This window comes from Sphingomonas jejuensis (assembly GCF_011927695.1).
GTDB classification, from domain to species: Bacteria; Pseudomonadota; Alphaproteobacteria; order Sphingomonadales; family Sphingomonadaceae; genus Sphingomonas_K; species Sphingomonas_K jejuensis.
Window position 1 is genome coordinate 67,635 of the sequence record NZ_JAATJE010000002.1, and the last position, 19,082, is coordinate 86,716.

Sequence of the window (19,082 nt, forward strand, 5' to 3'; positions counted from 1 at the left end):
GTGGGAGGGAGCAGAAGGTCATGGGCAAGCCGCCTCGCTCGCCCAAAGCTCAGATCACGTCAAGCACCAGTCCCAGCCGCTCGGCCTCCTCGGCCTCGATGTACCAGTTGGACGGCGCGCGGCTCGTCAGCTCCTCGAAGCTGACCTGCGAGCCGGCGATCAGGTCACGGAACCCTTCTTCCTGGATGATGATCGACTGCTCGATCTCGTTGAGCTTGGCCTTCAGCACCGCCGGCAACGTGTTCAGCGGACCGGACAGCTGGACGGTGGAACTCATGAGCCGCTCGTGGATCATCAACCGCGTGCGCCGCGTCAGGAAGCGGCACTCCACCGGAAACGCCGACATGAAGGTCGCACCCGCCGAATAAACGGCGACCTTCCCGAGGAACAGCGTCTCCCGACCATAATAGTCGCGCATCAGGCGGATCGCGTCACCCATCGCCCGCGCCATCTCCGGATCGCCGCCCAGGGTGGTGATCGACACCACCAGCGGGCCGTCCTTGGGTGCTGCAAGCACCTGATCCTTGAAGGATCGGTACATGACATCGTCGACGGTGCCATGAAGCTGGACGTGCGGCGCAGCCAGCAGCGGGTATTTGGTCGCCTTGGCGGCGCGGGTCTGATCATCGGGCATGCGCGCCAAACAGGTCGCGGCCCCGCTTGTTCCTCAGGCTTTCCTGACGGTGCCGGAGAAGGCGGCGCCGCGCACCCCGTCCTGTTCGATCACGCCGCGCAGGAAGATCAGGCGGCGCGTCTCGCGCAGCAGCTCCACCACCGCGTCGACCGGCTTGTCGCTGCTGAGCGCGGCGAAGAACTGGCAGCTGGCGTCGATCGTCGCACCGCCCATGCCGTCGCTGATCCCCATCGCGCGCAGGCCGAGGAACAAGGCCTGGTCGACGACGGCGAGCGTATAGCCGCCGTGCACGCCGTCCGAGATGTTGCGCACCCGCGGCCCGGTCTCGAACCGCACGCGGGCGAGCCCGTCGCCCTCGCGCCGCATCCGGATGACGCCGAAGATCGCGACGAAGCGGTCGGCATCGCGCGCTTCCGCCACGGACCAGCCGCCGCCGGCGGGATCGTCACGGAAGTCGAGCAGCGCCTCCGGGTCGATCGGCACCGCCGTCAGACCTGGCGTTCGAACATCAGCTTCTTGGTCTCGGCGATCGCCTTGGCCGGGTTGAGGCCCTTGGGGCACACGTTCGCGCAGTTCATGATCGTGTGGCAGCGATAAAGGCGGAACGGATCCTCGAGCTCGTCGAGTCGCTCGCCGGTCATCTCGTCGCGGCTGTCCGCCAGCCAGCGATAGGCCTGCAGCAGGATCGCCGGGCCCAGGAACTTGTCGCTGTTCCACCAGTAGCTGGGGCAGGCCGTCGAGCAGCACGCGCACAGGATGCACTCGTAAAGCCCGTCGAGCTTCGCGCGGTCCTGCGGCGACTGCAGGCGCTCCTTGCCTGACGGCGGCGGCGTCACCGTCTGCAGCCAGGGCTGGATGGAGGCATATTGCGCGTAGAAGTGGCTGAAGTCCGGCACCAGGTCCTTCACCACATCCATGTGCGGCAGCGGCGTGATGCGGATCTCGCCCTTGTGATCCTCGATCGCGGTGGTGCAGGCCAGACCGTTGCGGCCGTCCATGTTCATGGAACAGCTGCCGCAGATGCCCTCGCGGCACGACCGGCGGAAGGTCAGCGTCGAATCCTGCTCGCCCTTGATCTTGATGAGCGCGTCCAAGACCATCGGCCCGCATTCGTCCAGATCGACCTCGAACTGGTCGTAGCGCGGGTTCTCGCCGCTTTCCGGATCGTAGCGGTAGATCTTGAACGATTTGACGTTTTTCGCGCCCGCCGGAGCCTTGTGGACCCGGCCCTTGCCGTTGATCTTGCTGTTCTTCGGGAGCGTGAACTCAGCCATCGTCGTCCTCGGTGTCTCTCGCGATCCGGCTATGCCTTTCGCCGTTCGCGCGCAAGCACCTATGGCGATGCCGCGCCGTCCGGGCTAGCAGGCGGCGATGCCCAAGCTGCTGATGATCCACGCGGGGATCGGTGCCGATCCGCTCGATGCCGTTGCTGTCCGACTCGCCAACGGCCTGGCCGACAAGGCGCAAGTCACGCTGCTCGCCCCCGCCGGCGTCCACCCGGGCGCCGCCGCCGGCGCGATCGGCCGCAAGGTCGCGGTGGAGGCGGGCAGCGGCGGGAGCCGTCCACTCCTGTCGGCGCTGCCGGCGCTGGTTCAGCGGCTGAAGCGCGACCGCTTCGACCATGTGATCGCCACCGGCAACGGCGTCGGCTGGCTGGCCGCCGCCGCCAACATCGCAGCCGGGCGTCCGTCGCGGCTGACCATCAAGGTGGACCGCCCGCTCGACGCAAAGGGCGCGCTGACGACCCGGCTGCAGGCAAGCGTGTTTGCCGAGGCGGTGCGGGTGCTGGTTCCGTCCGATGCCGACCGCCGCCTGCTCGCCCGGCGCTTCCCGGCCGCGGCATCGCGCTTCCTGGCCGTTGCCGAACCGATCCTGCCCGCGACCGGACGTTCGCTCCCGCCGCCGCGCCACAAGGGCGGCCGCCGCCGGCTGGTCGCATCCGGTGTTGTCGATAAGGCGGCGCGGTTCGACCTGCTGATCGATGCCGTCGCTGCGGCCGCCAGCGACGTGCAGTTGTCGGTCGTCGGCGACGGGCCGGACCGCGACCGGCTGCTCGCGCGCGCCGCGGCGGCGGGCATCGCCGACCGGGTCGAGATCGTGCCGGGCGCGGATCTGACGCCCCACCTGCGCGATGCCGACCTTTATCTGCTCGCCGCCGCGCGCGAGGCGATGCCGCCGCACCTCATCGAGGCGCTCGGCCATGATCGCGGGGTCGTCTCGACCGACAGCTTTGCGGCCGCGCGCGACCTTCTGGACGGCGCACCGGGCTGCGCCGTGGTGCGCCGCGACGATCCGCGCCTGATCGCGCAGGCGATCGACGAAACGCTTGCCGCCGGGCCGCGTCCGTCGCTCCGCCCGATCGCGGAGCGGCACGGCGTTGCCGCGGCTGTTCAGGCCCATGCCTGGGCCATGGGGATGCTGTGACCGAAACGCCACAGCATCGATCCACTGCCCAAGTGGGTGATGCGCAAGCGATTTTCAGCTGCTAATGTCGCAATGGTCCAATTAGAGTCGCGTTGCATGTCACGAGACGATCAGCCGCGGAGCAAAGCCGATCCGGACGGGGAGCGCCGCGACCATGTCGGACGCAACCTGCGGGCGAGCTTCGCCATAACGGGCGAAAGCCGGGAATCGCGCGACCTGCTGATCCGCCTGCTGTCGGTCGAGCACCCGCCCCGCAAGCCTTGAGGCGGGCGCCCGGCCGGCGCCTCAGTAAACGCGCTTCTTCGGCTTGATGTAGTCGATGTCGTCGGTCAGCGTGTAATCGTGCACCGGACGGGTATCGAGCCGCACCGTGTCGCCGCCGTCCAGCCACGCCACCGTATGCTTCATCCAGTTGGCATCGTCGCGCTCCGGGAAGTCCTCGTGCATGTGCGCGCCGCGGCTTTCCGTCCGGTTGGCGGCCGAGCCGATCGTGACCAGCGCCTGCCCCATCAGGTTGTCGAGCTCCAGCGTTTCCACCAGGTCCGTGTTCCAGATCAGGCTGCGGTCCTTGATGCCGACATGGCCCAGGCCGCGCGCGACCTCGGCCATGTGCGACTTGCCCTCGTTCAGCAGCTCGGTGGTGCGGAACACCGCACAGTGGCGCTGCATCGTCTTCTGCATGTCCAGGCGAAGCGCCGCCGTGGTGGTGCCGCCGGATGCGTTGCGGAAGCGGTCGAGCCGGCCGAGCGCCTGGTCCTCCGATGCCTTGGACACCGGCGCATGGGCGATGTCGGGCTTCACGGTCGCGGCGATGCGCTTGCCCGTCGCGCGGCCGAACACGACCAGGTCGATCAGCGAGTTGGAGCCGAGCCGGTTGGCGCCGTGAACGGACACGCAGGCCGCCTCGCCGACCGCGAACAGGCCGGGGACCACGCTGTCGGGGTCGCCGCCGCGCAGCGTCACCACCTCGCCATGATAGTTCGTCGGGATGCCGCCCATGTTGTAGTGGACGGTGGGCACGACGGGCAGCGGCTGGCGGGTCAGGTCGACGCCGGCGAAGATCTTGCCGGTCTCGGTGATGCCGGGCAGCCGTTCGGCCAGCACCTTCGGGTCGATATGGTCGAGGTGCAGGAAGATGTGGTCGCCTTCCTTGCCGACGCCGCGACCCTCGCGGATCTCCATCGCCATCGACCGCGACACGACGTCGCGGCTGGCGAGGTCCTTGGCCGACGGGGCATAGCGCTCCATGAAGCGCTCGCCTTCCGAATTGGTCAGATAGCCGCCTTCACCGCGCGCGCCCTCGGTGATGAGCACGCCCGCGCCGTAGATGCCGGTCGGATGGAACTGCACGAACTCCATGTCCTGCAGCGGCAGGCCGGCGCGCAGCACCATCGCGTTGCCGTCGCCGGTGCAGGTGTGCGCCGACGTCGCCGAGAAATAGCAGCGGCCATAGCCGCCGGTCGCCAGCACGGTGGCGTGCGACCGGAAGCGGTGGATGGAGCCGTCCTCCATGCACAGCGCGATCACGCCCTTGCACTCGCCGCCCTCCATGATGAGGTCGAGCGCGAAATACTCGATGTAGAAGTCCGTGTCGTACTTCAGGCTCTGCTGGTAGAGCGCGTGCAGCATCGCATGGCCGGTTCGGTCGGCCGCGGCGCAGGTGCGCTGCGCCGGCGGGCCTTCGCCCATGTTCTGCATCATCCCGCCGAACGGGCGCTGGTAGATCTTGCCCTCGTCCGTGCGGCTGAACGGCACGCCGGCATGCTCCAGCTCGTACACGGCGGCCGGCGCCTCGCGGCACAGATATTCGATCGCGTCCTGGTCACCCAGCCAGTCCGACCCCTTCACGGTGTCGTACATGTGCCAGGTCCAGTGGTCCGGCCCCATGTTGCCGAGCGACGCGGCGATGCCGCCCTGCGCCGCAACCGTGTGGCTGCGCGTCGGGAACACCTTGGTGATGCAGGCGGTCTTCAGCCCGCTTTCGGCAATGCCCATCGCCGCGCGCAGGCCCGATCCGCCGGCACCCACCACCACGGCATCATAGACATGGTCGACGATCTTGTAGGCAGACGGCATCAGGCGGCGCTTCCTGCAAAAGCGATCCGGAGGATCGCGAAGATGGCGAGCGCGGCAGTGCCCACCGTGAAGAAGTTGAGCAGCACGAGCAGGAACACCCGGCTCTCGTTCGACTCGTAATCCTCGATCACGACCTGCAGCCCCAGGCGGAAGTGCCAGAACACCGATCCGACCAGCAGGATTATGCCCACCGCGACCAGCGGCGATCCGATCCAGGCGATCACCGTGGCGTGATCCAGGTTCGGCAGCCGCGCCAGCGACAGCACGAACCACAGGAGGAGGAACAGGTTGGATCCGGCCGTCAGCCGCTGCATCCACCAGTGATGGGTGCCCGACTTGGCCGAGCCGAGGCCGCGGACCCGGCCGATGCTGGTGCCACCGCCCCTCATGCGCCGCGCCCCAGCAGGATCCAGGCCCACAGGATGGCCGTCAGCAGGATCGACCCCGCCATCGTCATCAGCGCCGACCGCTTGTTGGAGCGAAGCTCGAAATTGGCGCCCACGTCCATCACCAGGTGGCGGACGCCCGACAGCATGTGCTGGAAGAAGGACAGCGTCAGCCCGACCAGCAGGATGTAGCCGACGATGTTCAGCGATCCCGACGACAGGGTGAACACGTCCAGGAAGCGCGCATAGGCCTCCGCCCCGCTCGCCGCCGCCATCAGCCACCAGACCAGCACCACCGTGCCCACCGTCGCCATGCCGCTGCCGGTCGCACGGTGGAGGATCGAGACCAGCATGTGCGGGCCCCATTTCCAGATCTGAAGATGCGGCGAGAGCGGCCGCGTGCGCGCTGAGGTGGCCAAGAAGGAAGCCTCTCTGAGATAAAATGCTTGGCCCGCGTCTTAGCGTGGCCGGGCGCGCACGCAACCATCGTCGGCACGCTCGTGCGCTTAACGCCTGCTTTACGTGCAAAGGGCTAAGGCAGGCGGGTAATTTCCTCACCCCCGGGAAGCCTTTGCCGATGTCCTTCCACGATCACGCCAAGCCCGTCGACATCCAGGTGCCGGTCGCCGACCGACTCAGGGCGTTCGATCGCGATCACAGCCTGGTCGCCTGCTGCCTGGAAATCGCGGACCTGTTCGCCGGCGCGGAACAGCGCATCGCCGACCGCTTCTGGACCCACTTCATGGGATCCAGCGATGCGGCTGGAAAGATCACCGAGAGCAAGGCCAGCGAGCTTCGCCAGTCTGGCGTCGATTATGTCCGCAGCCGCTACCGCCACGTCACCGACCAGCGCTGGGCCGATCTGGCGCGCGATTACGCCCGCAACGCGCTCGCCAGCAACATCTCGCCGACAACGCTTCTCGCCGCCTTCGCCCATGCGCACGAGGAGGCGCTTTTCGTGCTGGCGGAGAAGGTGTCCGGCGATCCCGCGCGGATGACGCGGCTGGCCGGCACCTTGCTGCGCGTATCCTCGATGGAGGCGGAGATCATGTCCTCCTACATCGCCGATCACCAGACCGCACAGGCGCGCACCGACCGCACCCGCAATGCCGATCTGTTCCAGGATCGGATCGCGTCGGAGGTGTCGAGCACCTCCACCCTCGGCAATGCGCTTCGCGGCCAGGCCGTCGATGCCTCCAGCGCCGCGCGCGGCATGCTCGGCAAGGCATCGGAGGTCGCCGCGGCCGCCGAACAGTCCGCCGTCGCCATGCGGGAGGCCGCGCACACCGCCGCCGGCCTCATCCGCGCGATTGACGATGCCCGCGCCGAGGTGGAGGTCGCCGCCGACATCGCCACCCGCGCGTCGGCACAGGCGTCGGAAGCCGTCGGCATGTCGCAGGCGCTCTCCACCCACGCCCAGTCGATCGAGTCGATCCTGTCGCTGATCCGCGACATCGCCGGCCAGACCAACCTCCTGGCGCTCAACGCCACCATCGAGGCGGCGCGCGCGGGCGATGCCGGCCGCGGCTTCGCGGTCGTCGCGCAGGAGGTGAAGAGCCTCGCCAACCAGACCGCACGGGCGACGGACGACATCGCCGCCAAGATCGCCACCATCCAGGCCGCGACCCGCACCACCGTCGACGCCAACGGCTCGATCCGCGACACGGTGGGCGAGGTGCAGCAGTCCGCCACCCGCATCCGCCAGGCGATGGAAACGCAGGCACAGACGGTGACCATGATCACCGCAGCCGTCGACGAAACCGCGCTCGCCGCCGACTCGATGAGCACCACCATCGCCTCCATCCGCACCGACACCGAAGCGGTGGCGAGCGAGATCGACGCGCTGGAGACCGGCTTTCAGAAGGTCGACTCGAAGCTCAGCCACCTGAAGTCGGCCGCCGACGATTATGTGCGACGGGTGGCCTGAGGGGGCCGACCGATCGGGAGCGCCGTCCTGACCGTCGCGATGACGAACAGCATGAAGGCGACCTGCGCCAGGATCTGCGGGCTCAGCAGCCACTCCATGCGCTGCGCCGCATCGCGAGCGGCCAGCGTCGTCACCGCGACATTGTGGACGACGTTGGTGGTGATCAGCAGCACGGTCAGCGGAACCCCGATCCGCGGTCGAAGGAAAAGCAGCGCCGCGACGGCAGGGTCGATGACGGTCAGGCTCGTCCAGTAGATCGCACTGGCAGTGCCAACGCCGCCATAATCCCAGCCGAGCCCATGCTGCACCAGGATGCGCGCATGGTTGAGCGCACCCAGCAGCAGGCACGCCGCCCAGATGGCTCTGACGATCCGACTTCGTCGCTGCACCTCGCGCCCCTTCACGTCAGGCGGGCACTCGCAAGATCGTTGTCGGACCTCGCACAAAAACGCCGCCGGCTCACATTGCCGAACGGCGTTCTTCGTGAATGGCGGCGAACGTCAGGCGAGGCTCATGGCGACTTTGCGGCGCCGCACTGCGGCTCCAACAAGACCAAAGCCAGAGATCATCATTGCCCAGGAAGCAGGCTCAGGAACCGCGGACGAATAACCCTCAGAAAAGATCAGATCGATGAAGGCCGTCGCAGGAACACCGCTCGCGTTATAGTAGTCGCCGCGGGCGTACAGGTTTTCGGTCGCCCGCGCTGCGAAAGTTCCAGTAGAGGACGAAAGTCGCAGAGTGTAGAGCTGGCCCGGCGTCAGAGTGATCGGAGCAAAGGTAAACTGCGTCATTGCCAGGGTGGTATTGATCGTCACGGCGTCGCTCGTGCCGAGCAGCGCGCCTGAGAATCCTGCACCCTCATACAGCTGCACGGTGATGGCGGCGGTACCCGACGCTCGAAGCTGGAACGAGGCGAATGAGATGCTGGTAGCTGTGGGCGTAAACGACTGCCCGAGCGAAAAGAAATTGCTGAATTCACGCGTGGCATCGCCCAGGTTGGACTGATCGACGATCACGGTGGCGGCATGCGCTCCAGCAGCATAAGTCATGGCCGGCATCGCAAGCGCAGCAAAGATGATTTTACGCATCTGAACCCCCCAAACACTTGACCCCGCCCCCTGCGGGATGCGCGCTCCTTAGCAGAAGCCCTGGCGGCGCTCCAGCTTGGTTAATTGTGAGTTCGTCCCCTTTTGGATATTGCTTTAAATTCAAAAGGAGAACCGGCTGGCGATGTCATTCGCCACCGTCGACTTCTGGTTTCTGTTTGAAGACTCTCGATCGCTGAGCAAATCGGAATGCTTGCCCACCCGCCGCTCCAGCCCTGCGACCAAGGGGTTCCACGATTGTCATAAGAGACGAAGGCGTTGCCGACGGCCTCAGTTTCTTCGTCCAAGACAACGACGGATATCTGTGTCGAGAAGCCTGTGGGAACGCCACAGTCACGCTGGAACCGGCCTTCAGGAGGTGGATCCGAAGTCCAGCGACCTGAAGGCGGCCGCCGACGATTATGTGCGGCGCGTGGCGTAGCGGTGCTCAGAGCACATGCTGACCCTCATCAAACGACTGGTCATTTCGATGCTTGGGCGCCCCTCTGTCAGCGTCGATCGCGAACAACAGCCAGAGCCTCCGCGATGCTCCACATGTTTCCGTCACGTCTCAGCTTCGCCACCTGAAATGCCTCCGTGCTCCAGTATCGAACCGTCATGCGGCATGTGATCATTGGTACGTTGCCTGGTAGCGCGTCACTGCAGATCACGTCCGTGATCCGCCTCACGCGTTCGGGGTGGACCATCACGATCTCGCCTGCCGCTGCAGCTTGATCTGACGCAGCGCTCGCCGACTCGGCATCACGGCTCATCACCGCAGCGATCAATTCCTGATCGGTGGGGCATAGATCAGCGGCGGCACATCGCCCCATCGAGGCAAGCATCATGATGGCGAGCACCGACACCTCCTGGCTTGTTGTTCCGGATTGTAGGTCAACCTCAGCTTCCCACCAACGGCACGGGCGTACCCACACAACCAGCCCCAATGGGCCGCCGCTGTCCTACAGCACCCGCTTCGTGCCACACGCATCCCGCATGTCGCTCGCACGTTCCTCATCCCGCCCGACGCCCTCGATCGGCCACCCCGCGGGAGGGCCGAAGTTGATGGGGACGTGTCGTAAACTTCATCAACTTCCGCGCCAGGCGACTCGCCGCCGGGCGCGCGCCGTCCTAACAGCGGCGCCATGACCAACATCCTCCTGACCGGCGCCACCCGCGGCATCGGTGCCGCCGCGCGCGATGCGCTGTCCGCCGCCCCAGCGCGCGCCAACGTCCACGCGGTCGGCAGCCGCGATGCCGACCTCACCGATCGCGCCGCCACCTCCCGGCTGTGGAACGATGCGCTCGACGCGCTCGGCGGGCGCATCGACGTGCTCGTCAACAACGCCGGCGTGTTCGAGGCGAACCCGATCGACGACGGCGAGGACGCCTGGCTCGACAGCTGGGATCGCACGCAGCGCATCAACCTGTCCGCCGCGGCGCAGCTCTGCCGGCTGGCGGTGCTCCACTTCCAGGCGAACGGCGGCGGGCGGATCGTCAACGTGGCGAGCCGCGCAGCATATCGCGGCGACAGCCCGGCGCACTGGCACTATGCCGCGTCCAAGGGCGGCATGGTCGCCATGACCAAGTCGATCGCGCGTGGGGCTGCCAAGGACGGCGTGCTCGCCTTCTCCGTCTGCCCCGGCTTCACCATGACCGGCATGGCGGAGGATTATCTGGAAAGCCGCGGCGGCGACAAGTTGCTGGCCGACATCCCGCTCGGCCGGGTCGCGTCGGCGCAAGAGGTGGCGGAGGTGATCCGCTGGCTCGCGCTCGATGCGCCGCCGTCGCTCACCGGTGCGGCGATCGACGTCAACGGGGCCAGCTATGTCCGATAGCTGGAAGCTGTCGCTCCCCTGCACCCGTGCGGAGGCCGAGGCGATCGATGCGGGCGACGGGGTGATGCTCGATCCGCCGCCCGTGCTGGCGACGCTGGAGGAGGTCGTCGACGATGCCGAACGCTGGCGACTCGATGCCTATTTCGAGGCCGAACCGGATGCCGCCGCGATCGCCGCGATCCAGGCGCTGGTGCCCAGCGCGTCGGGCACCGCGCCCACGATCGAGCGGCTGCCGGCGGAGGACTGGGTCACGCTCAGCCAGGCCGGGCTGGAGCCGCTCCGCGTCGGGCGGTTCGTGGTCCACACGCCCGCGCACCCCGCCGATGCGCCGCCAGGCGGGCGCGCCTTCCTGATCGATGCGGGCCAAGCCTTCGGGACCGGTCATCATGAAACCACGTCGGGATGCCTCGCCGTCATCGACGCGATGGCTGGCACGACAGTCGCCCGCGCGATCGACGTCGGCACCGGCACCGGCCTGCTCGCCTTCGCCGCGGCCGCGTTGTGGCCCGATGCGCTGGTGATGGCGACCGACAATGATCCGATCGCGATCGACGTGACGCGCGAGAACGCGGCGATCAATGGCTTCGCCACCGACCGCTTCGCGCTTGTCGTCGCGGACGGTGCCCGCGATCCGGCGATCACGGGGGCCGCGCCGTTCGACCTCGTGATCGCGAACATCCTTGCAGGGCCGCTGATCGCGATGGCGGCGGAGCTCACCGCGATCGCCGCGCCGGGCGGCACCATCCTGCTCGCCGGGCTTCTCACCCGCCAGCGCGACGAGGTGCTGGCCGCCTACCGGGCGCAGGGATGCGCGCCCGCCGACATGCTGGAACGGGGCGACTGGTCGATCCTGCGGCTGTCGGCGCCCAGCATGCCGGTCGCGGCCGGCCCGGCCGCTGCCGGCGATCGCTCCGGCTGGGCCACGGACGGGGACTCGCCACCCGGTGCCGGCTGACTTAGCCTTGGCGCCGTGGCACCGTCCCGCATCCTCGCGCTCGTCGTTGCGGCCCCCATCCTGCTGCTGCTCGGCTACGGCGTCGCGGGGCTGGTCGGCGGCGCACTTCCCGCCAATTCGGACTGGGCGCAGACGCCGGGCGGCATCCCGATCGGCATCGAAACCAACGGCATCCATACCGGCATCGTCCTGCCGGCCGTCGGGAACGGCATCGACTGGCGCCCGCTGGTCCGCCCGGTCGACCTGCCCGATCCCCGCCGGGCCGGCCGCTACCTCGCCTTCGGCTGGGGAGAACGGCGCTTCTATCTGGAAACGCCCACCTGGGCCGACGTCACGCCCGGGACGATCCTGGCGGCAGCGGTCGGCAGCGACCGCACGCTGGTCCATGTCGACCATCTTTCCGGCCTTACGCCTGAGCCCTGGCGCCACGTGGTTCGCGTCAGCCCTGCCGAGTACCGGGCGATCGCCGACGCGATCCGTGCCCGCTTCCGCCCCGGCGCAGGCGGCGCCATCCCCGGCTACGGGCCGACGGATGTCTTTTACGAGGCGGTGGGCGATTACTCCGCCGTCACCACCTGCAACAGCTGGGTCGGCCAGGTCCTGCGCGGCGCCGGCCTGCCGAGCGGGCGCTGGACGCCGTTCAGCTGGAGCGTGATGGCGCAGGCGGCACCGCCGCGCCGGTGGCGGCTCCCGCCCGTTGCGGCACTGTCGGACTAACCCGCCGCCGCCACGATCGCGGCCCAGCCGGCCTCGTCCGTCACCTCGATCCCCAGGTCGGCGGCTTTCTTGAGCTTGGACCCGGCCCCGGGTCCGGCCACCACCAGATCGGTCTTCGCCGACACCGACGCCGCCACCTTTGCGCCCAGCGCTTCCGCCTGCGCCTTGGCCTCGTCGCGCGACAGGGTTTCCAGCGTGCCGGTGAACACCACCGTCTTCCCCGTCACCCGCGACGCCCGCACTTCATGCACAACATTGGCGGGAGACACCTCGCGCAACAGCTCGGCCACCGCCTGCTGGTTGTGGGGTTCGGCAAAGAAGTCGATCAACGCGAGCGCGACCTCCGGTCCGACGCCCGGCGTCTCCAGCATGGCTGCGAGCTCCGCGGCCGCCTTGGCGAGCAGCCGATCGTCGCCCTCCCCTGCCTCGCCAAGCAGCGCCTCCCGCCTCGCCACTGCCGCCATCACGGCGGCATGGAACGCGGCCCAGCTCGTCCAACGCCTCGCCAGATCGCGCGCCGTCACCTCGCCAACATGGCGGATGCCGAGCGCGAACAGGAAACGGTCGAGCGGCGGCGCGCGGCGCGCATCGATGCCGCGCAGCAGATTGTCGGCCCAGACCCCGCCGCTCTTCTTGCGTGCGGTCAGCCGGTCCCGGTCCAGCCGGAAGATGTCGGCCGGCGTCGCGATCAATCCGTCGCGGTGGAAATCCTCCACCTGCTTGGCGCCGAGCCCTTCGATGTCGAGCGCGTGGCGGCTGGCGAAGTGGCGCAGCCGCTCCACCACCTGCGCAGGGCAGACAAGGCCACCCGAGCAGCGCCAGTCCACCTCTTCCGGCTCACGCACGGCCTCCGATCCGCACTCGGGGCAGTGGGTGGGGAAGACGAAGGGTCGCCGCGCCTCTTCGCGCGACAGCACCTCCAGCACCTGCGGGATCACATCTCCCGCACGCTGGATCGCGACCCGGTCGCCCACGCGGACACCCAGCCGTGCAATCTCGTCGGCATTGTGGAGCGTGGCGTTGGTCACCGTCACGCCGCCCACCCCGACCGGCTGCAACCGTGCGACGGGGGTCAGTTTTCCCGTCCGACCGACTTGGATGTCGATCGCATCGACCACCGTCTCCGCCCGCTCCGCCGGAAACTTGTGGGCAAGGCCCCAGCGGGGCGCGCGCGCGGCAAAGCCCAGTCGCTCCTGCCAGTCCAGCCGGTCGACCTTGTAGACCACGCCGTCGATGTCGAAGGGGAGTGCCGCTCGCTCCACCTGGATCCGACGGTAATGGGCGATTGCCTCCGCTACCGTGTCGCAGCGCTGGAGCAGGTCGGATACCGGAATTCCCCAACGCTCGATCGCCGCCATCACCGCGGATTGCGTGTCGCCCGGCAGGCCTGCCACCTCTCCCCAGCCATGTGCGAGGAACCGCAACGGTCGCGATGCGGTCACGCCAGCGTCCTTCTGGCGCAACGAACCGGCGGCCGCGTTGCGCGGATTGGCAAACTGGCGCGCGACACCGTCGCCGGCCTCGGACAGGAGACGTTCGTTCAACGCCAGGAAGTCGGCCTTGGCCATGTAGACCTCGCCCCTCACCTCGAAAAGCGCGGGTGCCTCAGCCGGGAGCACCTGCGGGATGTCGCCGATGGTAAGCGCGTTTGCCGTCACGTCTTCGCCCGTGGTTCCGTCCCCCCGGGTCGCGGTGAGCACCAGCCGGCGCTCCTCATAGCGAAGCGAAAGCGACAGCCCGTCGATCTTCGGCTCGGCCGTGAGCGCTACGGGCTCGTCCTCCGCCAGCTTCAGCCAGCGGCGTGCGCGCGCCACGAACTCGCCCACGTCCTCGTCCGCAAAGGCGTTGTCGAGGCTCAGCATCGCGCGGGCATGCTGTACCTTCGGCAAACCCCGGGCAGGCGCGCTGCCGACCCGGCGGGATGGGCTGTCCTCGGCCGTCAATTTGGGATGTTCGGCCTCGATCGCGCGCAGCTCCCGCACCAGGGCATCATAGTCCGCGTCGCTGATCTCGGGCGCGTCCTCCCCGTGATAGAGCGCGTCATGGCGCGCGATCTCCGCGGAAAGCCAGCGGAGGCGGGCGGCGGGTGTCTGATCGGCGGCCATGCGGCGGGCCTAGGATGGCGCGGCCGGCCGGATCAAGCGGCAAGCTACGCTCAGAGTGCCAGAAAGCCCTGCCGGACCGGCGCAGGTTGGCCGAGCAGTCGCGCCGCCTGCGCTCTTGCCTCATCGGTCACGTCCGCGCCCGACAGCATGCGTGCGATCTCCTCGCGGCGATCGTCTGCGTCGAGCGGGCGCAGCGACGTTCGGGTGACCAGCCCCTCATGCCCGGCCTCATGGCTCTTGGCGATCAGCAGGTGCTGGGCGCCGCGTGCGGCGACCTGCGGGCTGTGGGTGACGACAAGCAGCTGCGCCGTCGCGGACAACCGGGCGAGCCGGTCGCCGATTGCGCTTGCCACAGCGCCGCCAACGCCGCGGTCAATCTCGTCGAAGATCATGGTTGGGGCGCCGCCCTCGGCCGCCAGGGCGACCTTCAATGCCAGGATGAAGCGGCTGAGTTCGCCGCCGCTCGCCACCTTCACCAGCGGGCCGAACGGCGCACCGGGATTGGTCGAGATCTCGAATTCGACCCGGTCCCGCCCGGCCGTGCTCCAGCCATCCTCGCTGAGCACCTCCACGACCGTGCGGAACCGCGCTGCGTCGAGCTTCAGCGGCGCGAGTTCCTCGGCCACGGCCGCGTCCAGCCGTTCGGCGGCATCCGCGCGATCGCGGCTCAATGTCTCTGCAGCGGCGACATAGGCGGCTCTCGCTTCCGCCGCCGTGCGGGCCAGCGCGGCAATGCCCTCCTCTCCCGCCTCGATCGCGGTCAGGCGGGTCGACAGTTCCGCCGTCAGGGACGACAAGGCGGTCGCATCGACGCGGTGTTTGCGGGCAAGCGCACGCAGGTCGAACAGGCGCGCCTCGATCAGCTCGAGCCGGCCGGGATCATAGGCAAGCGCATCGCGGGCGGCGGCCAGCCTGTCCTCGCCCTCGCTCGCCTCGATCACTGCCCGGTCGAGCGCCGCCAGGCTTTCCGACAACAGCGGATGATCAGCGGCGATGCGCTCCAGTCGGCGAGCGGCCTGCCGCAGCTGCGCAAGGGCTCCGTCCGATCCTTCGAGATGCGCCACGACCGCGGCAAGCTCCTCGCCGGATCGGGCACCGCGCTGAATGGTCGCGCGCTCGTCCGCAAGCGCTTCCTCCTCGCCCGGCTGCGCATCGAACGCCGTCAGCTCGGCGACCGCATGGGTCAGCCAGTCGCGCTCCCGCTCCGCCTCGGCCAGCGTTGCGGCCGCTGCGGAGAGTGCGGCTTCGGCAGCCCGCCATTGCTTGTGGAGCGTGGCGACGCCCGCCGAGTCCAGCCGCCCGAACACGTCCAGCAGCGCGCGGTGACCGGCCCTGTCGAGCAGACCGCGGTCGTCATGCTGACCGTGGATCTCGACCAATCCGGCGCCGATCTCTCGCAAGAGGGCGACGGACGCCGGCTGATCGGCGACGAATGCACGACTGCCGCCATCGGCCTTCAGCAGCCGGCGGATCACCAAAGGCTCGCCCGGCTCCAGATCGATGCCGCCATCGGCAAGCCGTTCCGCAAGAGCGCCGCCCGCCGGCGGTGGATCGAAGGTGGCGACCACGCTCGCCTGAGCCGAACCGGACCGCACCAACCCCGCATCCGCACGCGCACCGAGCGCAAGGCCCAGCGCATCCAAAAGGATGGATTTGCCCGCACCCGTCTCGCCGGTCAGCACGGTCAGACCCGGCCCGAAATCGAGGTCCAGCGCCTCGATCAATACGACGTCGCGGATGGCGAGGGACGTCAGCATGTCAGCCCGCGCCGCGTGGGCCGGGCATGATCCGGCTCAGCCCGCGGTCGCCGCCGCCGGTGCGGCCGCGACCGGCGCGTTCGGAACATGCTCTCGAACCAGTTCATAGGCCCGCTCGTACCACTGGGTGCCGGGATAGTTGTTGCCGAGCACCGCCGCAGACCGCGCGGCCTCCGTCGGCAGGCCCATGTTCAGGTAGCTCTCGGTCAGTCGCATCAACGCCTCGGGCGTGTGGCTGGTGGTCTGATATTCGTCCACAACGCGCCGGAAGCGGATGATGGACGCCAGCCACTGCGACCGGCGCTGATAGAAACGGCCGATCTCCATCTCCTTGCCCGCCAGATGGTCGGAAATCAGATCCACCTTCAGGCGCGCGTCGGCGGCGTAGTTGGTGTTGGGATAGCGGCGGATCAGCTCGCCCATCGCATCCAGCGCCTGCTGCGTGATGCGCTGGTCACGGGTCACGTCGGCGATCTGCTCGTAATAGTTCACGGCGATCAGGTAGAGCGCGTAAGGCGCATCCCGGTTGCCCGGATGGATCGTCAGGAAGCGCTGGGCCGAGCCGATCGACGCGGTGTGATCGCCTTCCAGATAATAGCTGTAGGCGCTCATCAGCTGCGCGCGCCGAGCCCAGACCGAATAAGGATGCTGGCGCTCCACCTCGTCGAAGATCAGGGCGGCCATCTTGTATTGCCCGCGATCCAGCCGGTCGCGGGCCGCGGAGTACAGCGTGTTGACGTCGCGCGCGACATAGCTGGTATCGGCGCGCCCGGCGCCGCCGCGTCCGGCGCAGCCTGCGATCAGCAGGGCAAGGAGGAGGACGACGATGGAGCCGGACTGGAAGGAACGCATCCCATGCCTTTAGCCAACCGACGCCCGCCCGCCAAGCGGCTTGCTTGAACCCGGGAAACCCGGGCGCCTCAAACCGTTATGGCTGCGAACCGATCCAACCAGGAGCCTTCATGACCGCCGTCCGCCTTCAAACCCACCGCGTCGAAAAGCCCTGGGGTCGTCAGAAGCTCTGGCCCGGCTTCGACGATGCGGCAGAGGGCGGCGAGCCGATCGGCGAGGTGTGGTTCCAGCCCGAGGACGGGTCCCATCCTGAACTGCTAATCAAATATCTGTTCACCAGCGAGCGGCTGTCGATCCAGGTTCACCCGGACGATGAGCAGGCGGTCGAACGTGGCTATCCACGGGGCAAGTCGGAGGCCTGGGTGATCTTGGACGCCGAACCCAGTTCCACCATCGCGCTGGGCCTGATCGACACAGTGTCGCACGAGCGCCTGCGCGCGGCCGCCGAAAGCGGCGAGATCGAGCAGCTGGTTGACTGGAAGCCGGTCGCAGCCGGCGACGTGCTCTATTCGCCCGCGGGCACCGTGCATGCCATCGGCGCAGGGCTGACGCTCATCGAGGTCCAGCAGAATGTCGACCTCACCTATCGCCTGTACGATTACGGTCGCCCGCGCGAACTGCATCTGGACGACGGCATCGCAGTGTCAGACCCGATCCCCTATGTGGCGCCGCAGTCTGCTCGTCCGCTCGGCGGTGGCCGGGTGCTGCATGTCGAAGGCCCCAAGTTCGTGATGGAGCGCTGGTCTGGTGCGGCCACGCGCCGCGTGCCCCTCGACGGTGGCAAGGCCTGGTTCGTCCCCGTCACCGGCTCCGGCACCGTTGACGGCCAGCCCTACGAGCCGGGCCAGTGCTGGATGCTGGAAGGAACGCCCCAAATCGTGAGCGGTGAGGACAGCGACATCGTCTTCGCCTACACGGGCCGCACCGCCATCGCCTTCTGACAATCGCCGGGCGCGCCGGTCAGGCGTCGGTGGGAAGCAGCGCGGCGGCGATCCAGCGATCCTCGCCGCGCAGCACGCCCCAGGCACGTGCAGCCGCCCGGCTGTCCATCGGCTCTACCCCGATGCCGCGCGCCTCGAGTGCCTGGACGAACGGCGCCGGAGGACGACGCAGCTTGGCTCCCGTCCCAAGCAGCAGGAACTCGGGCGCGGGATCGAGCGACAGGATCGCGTCCAATCCTTCGAGGGAGATCGTCTCGGCATCCCACGGCAGCGCCGCGAGCGGAGTAAGGATCAGGCCGCCGTCACGAAAGCTGTCGTCGACGCGAAAGCCTCTGCCGGAAAATCCTGCGACGATCGGGCCGCGGCCACGGCGGGCGGGCTCAAGCTCGGGCATCAGCCGGCCTGATCGACACCCTTGTCCCGCGCCGCGATCCGCTCTGCGCCTTCGGCAACGCCGCTGGTCTTCGGCTCGAAGCTGTCCGGGCCGACCTTGAACTGGATCAGGATGCCGTTGCCGACAAACATCGACGACCAGGTGCCGATGACGATGCCGAGCAGCATCGCCAGCGAGAAGCCGAGGATCACCTCCGGCCCGAACACGACCAGCGCCGACAGCGCGAGGATCAGCGTCAGCGATGTCATCACCGTTCGCGCCAGCGTCTCGTTGATCGACAGGTTGAGGAGTTCGACGATTCCCATCTTGCGGTACTTGCGCAGGTTTTCGCGCACGCGATCGAAGATGACGATCTTGTCGTTCAACGAGTAGCCGATGATCGTCAGCAGGGCGGCGATGGTATTGAGGTCGAACTCAAGCTGGGTCAGCGCAAAGAAGCCGAGGGTGACGATCATATCCTGCGCCAGCGCCAGCAACGCTCCCAGGCCGAACTGCCATTCGAATCGCAACCAGATATACAGCGCGATCGCGAGCATGGCGAAGCCGAGCGCAAGCGCACCCTTCTCGAACAGCTCATCCGACACCTTGCCGCTGACGGCTTCAACCGACCCGACCTCGGCGCCCGGATATTGCGACTCCAGCATCGCGCGCACCCGGCTCGTCGCGCGGCTGGCGGCGTCGTCGCCGCCCTCGGGCACGGGCAGGCGGATGGCGACCTCACGCGGAGAACCGATCTGTTGCAGCGTGGCGTCGCCCAGGTTGAGCGCGTTGATCCGCCCGCGCAGCTCGTCGATCTGGACAGGCTGAGCGAAGGTCACGCGGATCGACTGGCCACCGACGAAATCGATGCCGAAATTGAGGCCGCGAGCGAGCAGCAGCGCGATCGAGATCACGACCAAAGCGACAGACACGACTGTCGCCACGCGCCGCCAGCGCATGAAGTCGATGTTGGTGTTGTCGCGGACGAGCTTCAGGGGGCGCATGTCGATCG

Annotated in this window: 21 protein-coding genes; 7 read left to right on the forward strand and 14 right to left on the reverse strand. The window is 68.1% G+C overall.

What is annotated here, in order from left to right:
- Positions 1 to 49: 49 nt before the first annotated feature.
- From GGR88_RS09745 to GGR88_RS09755, 3 genes are read right to left on the reverse strand one after another with little or no spacing between them, the layout of a single operon-like run.
- Positions 50 to 634, reverse strand: coding sequence for an ATP-dependent Clp protease proteolytic subunit (locus tag GGR88_RS09745; protein WP_167954534.1), 585 nt, complete (start codon positions 632 to 634; stop codon positions 50 to 52).
- Between the two features lie 33 nt (positions 635 to 667).
- Positions 668 to 1,117, reverse strand: coding sequence for an acyl-CoA thioesterase domain-containing protein (locus GGR88_RS15525; RefSeq protein WP_167954535.1), 450 nt, complete (start codon positions 1,115 to 1,117; stop codon positions 668 to 670).
- Positions 1,118 to 1,122: 5 nt separating this feature from the next.
- Complete coding sequence (locus GGR88_RS09755; RefSeq protein WP_167954536.1) at positions 1,123 to 1,908, reverse strand: succinate dehydrogenase iron-sulfur subunit; 786 nt, start codon at positions 1,906 to 1,908, stop codon at positions 1,123 to 1,125.
- Between the two features lie 97 nt (positions 1,909 to 2,005).
- On the opposite strand from GGR88_RS09755, the gene GGR88_RS09760 reads away from it, so the two are divergent.
- Both GGR88_RS09760 and GGR88_RS09765 read left to right on the forward strand, forming a co-directional pair.
- Positions 2,006 to 3,058 carry a glycosyltransferase gene (locus GGR88_RS09760; protein ID WP_167954537.1) on the forward strand — a complete coding sequence of 351 codons (1,053 nt, stop codon included), beginning with the start codon at positions 2,006 to 2,008 and terminating at the stop codon, positions 3,056 to 3,058.
- Between the two features lie 96 nt (positions 3,059 to 3,154).
- Entirely contained in the window at positions 3,155 to 3,322 is a 168-nt protein-coding gene (locus GGR88_RS09765) for a hypothetical protein (protein WP_167954538.1), read from the forward strand.
- 21 nt (positions 3,323 to 3,343) lie between these two features.
- Here the strand turns inward: GGR88_RS09765 and sdhA are convergent, their stop codons facing one another.
- Genes sdhA through sdhC form a run of 3 tightly spaced genes read right to left on the reverse strand, consistent with a single transcriptional unit; the run spans position 3,344 to position 5,939 of the window.
- Complete coding sequence (gene sdhA / locus GGR88_RS09770) at positions 3,344 to 5,134, reverse strand: succinate dehydrogenase flavoprotein subunit (RefSeq protein ID WP_167954539.1); 1,791 nt, start codon at positions 5,132 to 5,134, stop codon at positions 3,344 to 3,346.
- On the reverse strand, positions 5,134 to 5,523 hold the full coding sequence (gene sdhD / locus GGR88_RS09775; RefSeq protein ID WP_167954540.1) for a succinate dehydrogenase, hydrophobic membrane anchor protein: 390 nt from the start codon (positions 5,521 to 5,523) through the stop codon (positions 5,134 to 5,136). Before sdhD ends, sdhA begins: the two co-directional genes overlap by 1 nt.
- Positions 5,520 to 5,939 carry a succinate dehydrogenase, cytochrome b556 subunit gene (sdhC, locus tag GGR88_RS09780; RefSeq protein WP_167954541.1) on the reverse strand — a complete coding sequence of 140 codons (420 nt, stop codon included), beginning with the start codon at positions 5,937 to 5,939 and terminating at the stop codon, positions 5,520 to 5,522. Before sdhC ends, sdhD begins: the two co-directional genes overlap by 4 nt.
- A 158-nt stretch (positions 5,940 to 6,097) precedes the next feature.
- Here sdhC and GGR88_RS09785 point away from each other — a divergent pair, with 158 nt between their 5' ends.
- The gene (locus tag GGR88_RS09785) at positions 6,098 to 7,447 is read left to right on the forward strand and encodes a methyl-accepting chemotaxis protein (protein ID WP_167954542.1); all 1,350 of its coding nucleotides are present in this window, start codon (positions 6,098 to 6,100) and stop codon (positions 7,445 to 7,447) included.
- Here GGR88_RS09785 and GGR88_RS09790 read toward each other — a convergent pair.
- The 3 genes from GGR88_RS09790 to GGR88_RS09800 form a co-directional block, all read right to left on the reverse strand.
- A complete protein-coding gene (locus GGR88_RS09790; protein WP_167954543.1) occupies positions 7,426 to 7,836 on the reverse strand; it encodes a hypothetical protein in 411 nt (136 codons plus the stop codon). The genes GGR88_RS09785 and GGR88_RS09790 overlap by 22 nt on opposite strands.
- 111 nt (positions 7,837 to 7,947) lie before the next feature.
- On the reverse strand, positions 7,948 to 8,535 hold the full coding sequence (locus GGR88_RS09795; protein ID WP_167954544.1) for a PEPxxWA-CTERM sorting domain-containing protein: 588 nt from the start codon (positions 8,533 to 8,535) through the stop codon (positions 7,948 to 7,950).
- A 506-nt stretch (positions 8,536 to 9,041) separates the two neighbouring features.
- A complete protein-coding gene (locus GGR88_RS09800) occupies positions 9,042 to 9,392 on the reverse strand; it encodes a hypothetical protein (RefSeq protein ID WP_167954545.1) in 351 nt (116 codons plus the stop codon).
- Between the two features lie 285 nt (positions 9,393 to 9,677).
- Between GGR88_RS09800 and GGR88_RS09805 the strand changes: the two genes are divergently transcribed.
- The 3 genes from GGR88_RS09805 to GGR88_RS09815 are packed head-to-tail and all read left to right on the forward strand — an operon-like array spanning position 9,678 to position 12,042.
- Positions 9,678 to 10,370, forward strand: a complete 693-nt coding sequence (locus GGR88_RS09805) for an SDR family NAD(P)-dependent oxidoreductase (RefSeq protein WP_167954546.1) — start codon at positions 9,678 to 9,680, stop codon at positions 10,368 to 10,370.
- Positions 10,360 to 11,325 (forward strand): 50S ribosomal protein L11 methyltransferase, encoded by a 966-nt coding sequence (locus GGR88_RS09810; RefSeq protein ID WP_167954547.1) that lies wholly within the window; start codon positions 10,360 to 10,362, stop codon positions 11,323 to 11,325. The genes GGR88_RS09805 and GGR88_RS09810 overlap by 11 nt, the downstream gene beginning before the upstream one ends.
- 15 nt (positions 11,326 to 11,340) lie before the next feature.
- Positions 11,341 to 12,042: a DUF2459 domain-containing protein gene (locus GGR88_RS09815; RefSeq protein ID WP_342449773.1), complete on the forward strand. Its 702-nt coding sequence runs from the start codon at positions 11,341 to 11,343 to the stop codon at positions 12,040 to 12,042.
- On the opposite strand, the gene ligA is transcribed toward GGR88_RS09815, so the two are convergent.
- From ligA to GGR88_RS09830, 3 genes are read right to left on the reverse strand one after another with little or no spacing between them, the layout of a single operon-like run.
- Positions 12,039 to 14,147 carry an NAD-dependent DNA ligase LigA gene (gene ligA, locus GGR88_RS09820; RefSeq protein WP_167954548.1) on the reverse strand — a complete coding sequence of 703 codons (2,109 nt, stop codon included), beginning with the start codon at positions 14,145 to 14,147 and terminating at the stop codon, positions 12,039 to 12,041. The genes GGR88_RS09815 and ligA overlap by 4 nt on opposite strands.
- 50 nt (positions 14,148 to 14,197) lie before the next feature.
- On the reverse strand, positions 14,198 to 15,904 hold the full coding sequence (gene recN / locus GGR88_RS09825) for a DNA repair protein RecN (protein ID WP_167954549.1): 1,707 nt from the start codon (positions 15,902 to 15,904) through the stop codon (positions 14,198 to 14,200).
- 36 nt (positions 15,905 to 15,940) lie between these two features.
- Positions 15,941 to 16,756: an outer membrane protein assembly factor BamD gene (locus GGR88_RS09830; RefSeq protein WP_167954550.1), complete on the reverse strand. Its 816-nt coding sequence runs from the start codon at positions 16,754 to 16,756 to the stop codon at positions 15,941 to 15,943.
- Positions 16,757 to 16,866: 110 nt separating this feature from the next.
- Between GGR88_RS09830 and GGR88_RS09835 the strand changes: the two genes are divergently transcribed.
- A complete protein-coding gene (locus tag GGR88_RS09835; RefSeq protein WP_167954551.1) occupies positions 16,867 to 17,697 on the forward strand; it encodes a class I mannose-6-phosphate isomerase in 831 nt (276 codons plus the stop codon).
- 19 nt (positions 17,698 to 17,716) lie between these two features.
- Here GGR88_RS09835 and GGR88_RS09840 read toward each other — a convergent pair whose 3' ends face one another.
- A complete protein-coding gene (locus tag GGR88_RS09840; RefSeq protein WP_167954552.1) occupies positions 17,717 to 18,091 on the reverse strand; it encodes an Mth938-like domain-containing protein in 375 nt (124 codons plus the stop codon).
- The gene (gene secF / locus GGR88_RS09845) at positions 18,091 to 19,074 is read right to left on the reverse strand and encodes a protein translocase subunit SecF (RefSeq protein WP_167954553.1); all 984 of its coding nucleotides are present in this window, start codon (positions 19,072 to 19,074) and stop codon (positions 18,091 to 18,093) included. Before secF ends, GGR88_RS09840 begins: the two co-directional genes overlap by 1 nt.
- Between the last annotated feature and the right edge of the window lie 8 nt (positions 19,075 to 19,082).

Bases quoted from the DNA above. Each gene is read 5' to 3' on its own strand.
- GGR88_RS09785 (WP_167954542.1), top strand. From the start codon at position 6,098: ATGTCCTTCCACGATCACGCCAAGCCCGTCGACATCCAGGTGCCGGTC.
- GGR88_RS09745 (WP_167954534.1), bottom strand. From the start codon at position 634: ATGCCCGATGATCAGACCCGCGCCGCCAAGGCGACCAAATACCCGCTG.
- GGR88_RS09805 (WP_167954546.1), top strand. From the start codon at position 9,678: ATGACCAACATCCTCCTGACCGGCGCCACCCGCGGCATCGGTGCCGCC.
- GGR88_RS09840 (WP_167954552.1), bottom strand. From the start codon at position 18,091: ATGCCCGAGCTTGAGCCCGCCCGCCGTGGCCGCGGCCCGATCGTCGCA.
- ligA (WP_167954548.1), bottom strand. From the start codon at position 14,147: ATGGCCGCCGATCAGACACCCGCCGCCCGCCTCCGCTGGCTTTCCGCG.
- sdhD (WP_167954540.1), bottom strand. From the start codon at position 5,523: ATGAGGGGCGGTGGCACCAGCATCGGCCGGGTCCGCGGCCTCGGCTCG.
- GGR88_RS09755 (WP_167954536.1), bottom strand. From the start codon at position 1,908: ATGGCTGAGTTCACGCTCCCGAAGAACAGCAAGATCAACGGCAAGGGC.
- sdhA (WP_167954539.1), bottom strand. From the start codon at position 5,134: ATGCCGTCTGCCTACAAGATCGTCGACCATGTCTATGATGCCGTGGTG.
- GGR88_RS09835 (WP_167954551.1), top strand. From the start codon at position 16,867: ATGACCGCCGTCCGCCTTCAAACCCACCGCGTCGAAAAGCCCTGGGGT.
- GGR88_RS09765 (WP_167954538.1), top strand. From the start codon at position 3,155: ATGTCACGAGACGATCAGCCGCGGAGCAAAGCCGATCCGGACGGGGAG.
- recN (WP_167954549.1), bottom strand. From the start codon at position 15,904: ATGCTGACGTCCCTCGCCATCCGCGACGTCGTATTGATCGAGGCGCTG.
- GGR88_RS09760 (WP_167954537.1), top strand. From the start codon at position 2,006: ATGCCCAAGCTGCTGATGATCCACGCGGGGATCGGTGCCGATCCGCTC.
- GGR88_RS09795 (WP_167954544.1), bottom strand. From the start codon at position 8,535: ATGCGTAAAATCATCTTTGCTGCGCTTGCGATGCCGGCCATGACTTAT.
- GGR88_RS09830 (WP_167954550.1), bottom strand. From the start codon at position 16,756: ATGCGTTCCTTCCAGTCCGGCTCCATCGTCGTCCTCCTCCTTGCCCTG.
- GGR88_RS09810 (WP_167954547.1), top strand. From the start codon at position 10,360: ATGTCCGATAGCTGGAAGCTGTCGCTCCCCTGCACCCGTGCGGAGGCC.
- secF (WP_167954553.1), bottom strand. From the start codon at position 19,074: ATGCGCCCCCTGAAGCTCGTCCGCGACAACACCAACATCGACTTCATG.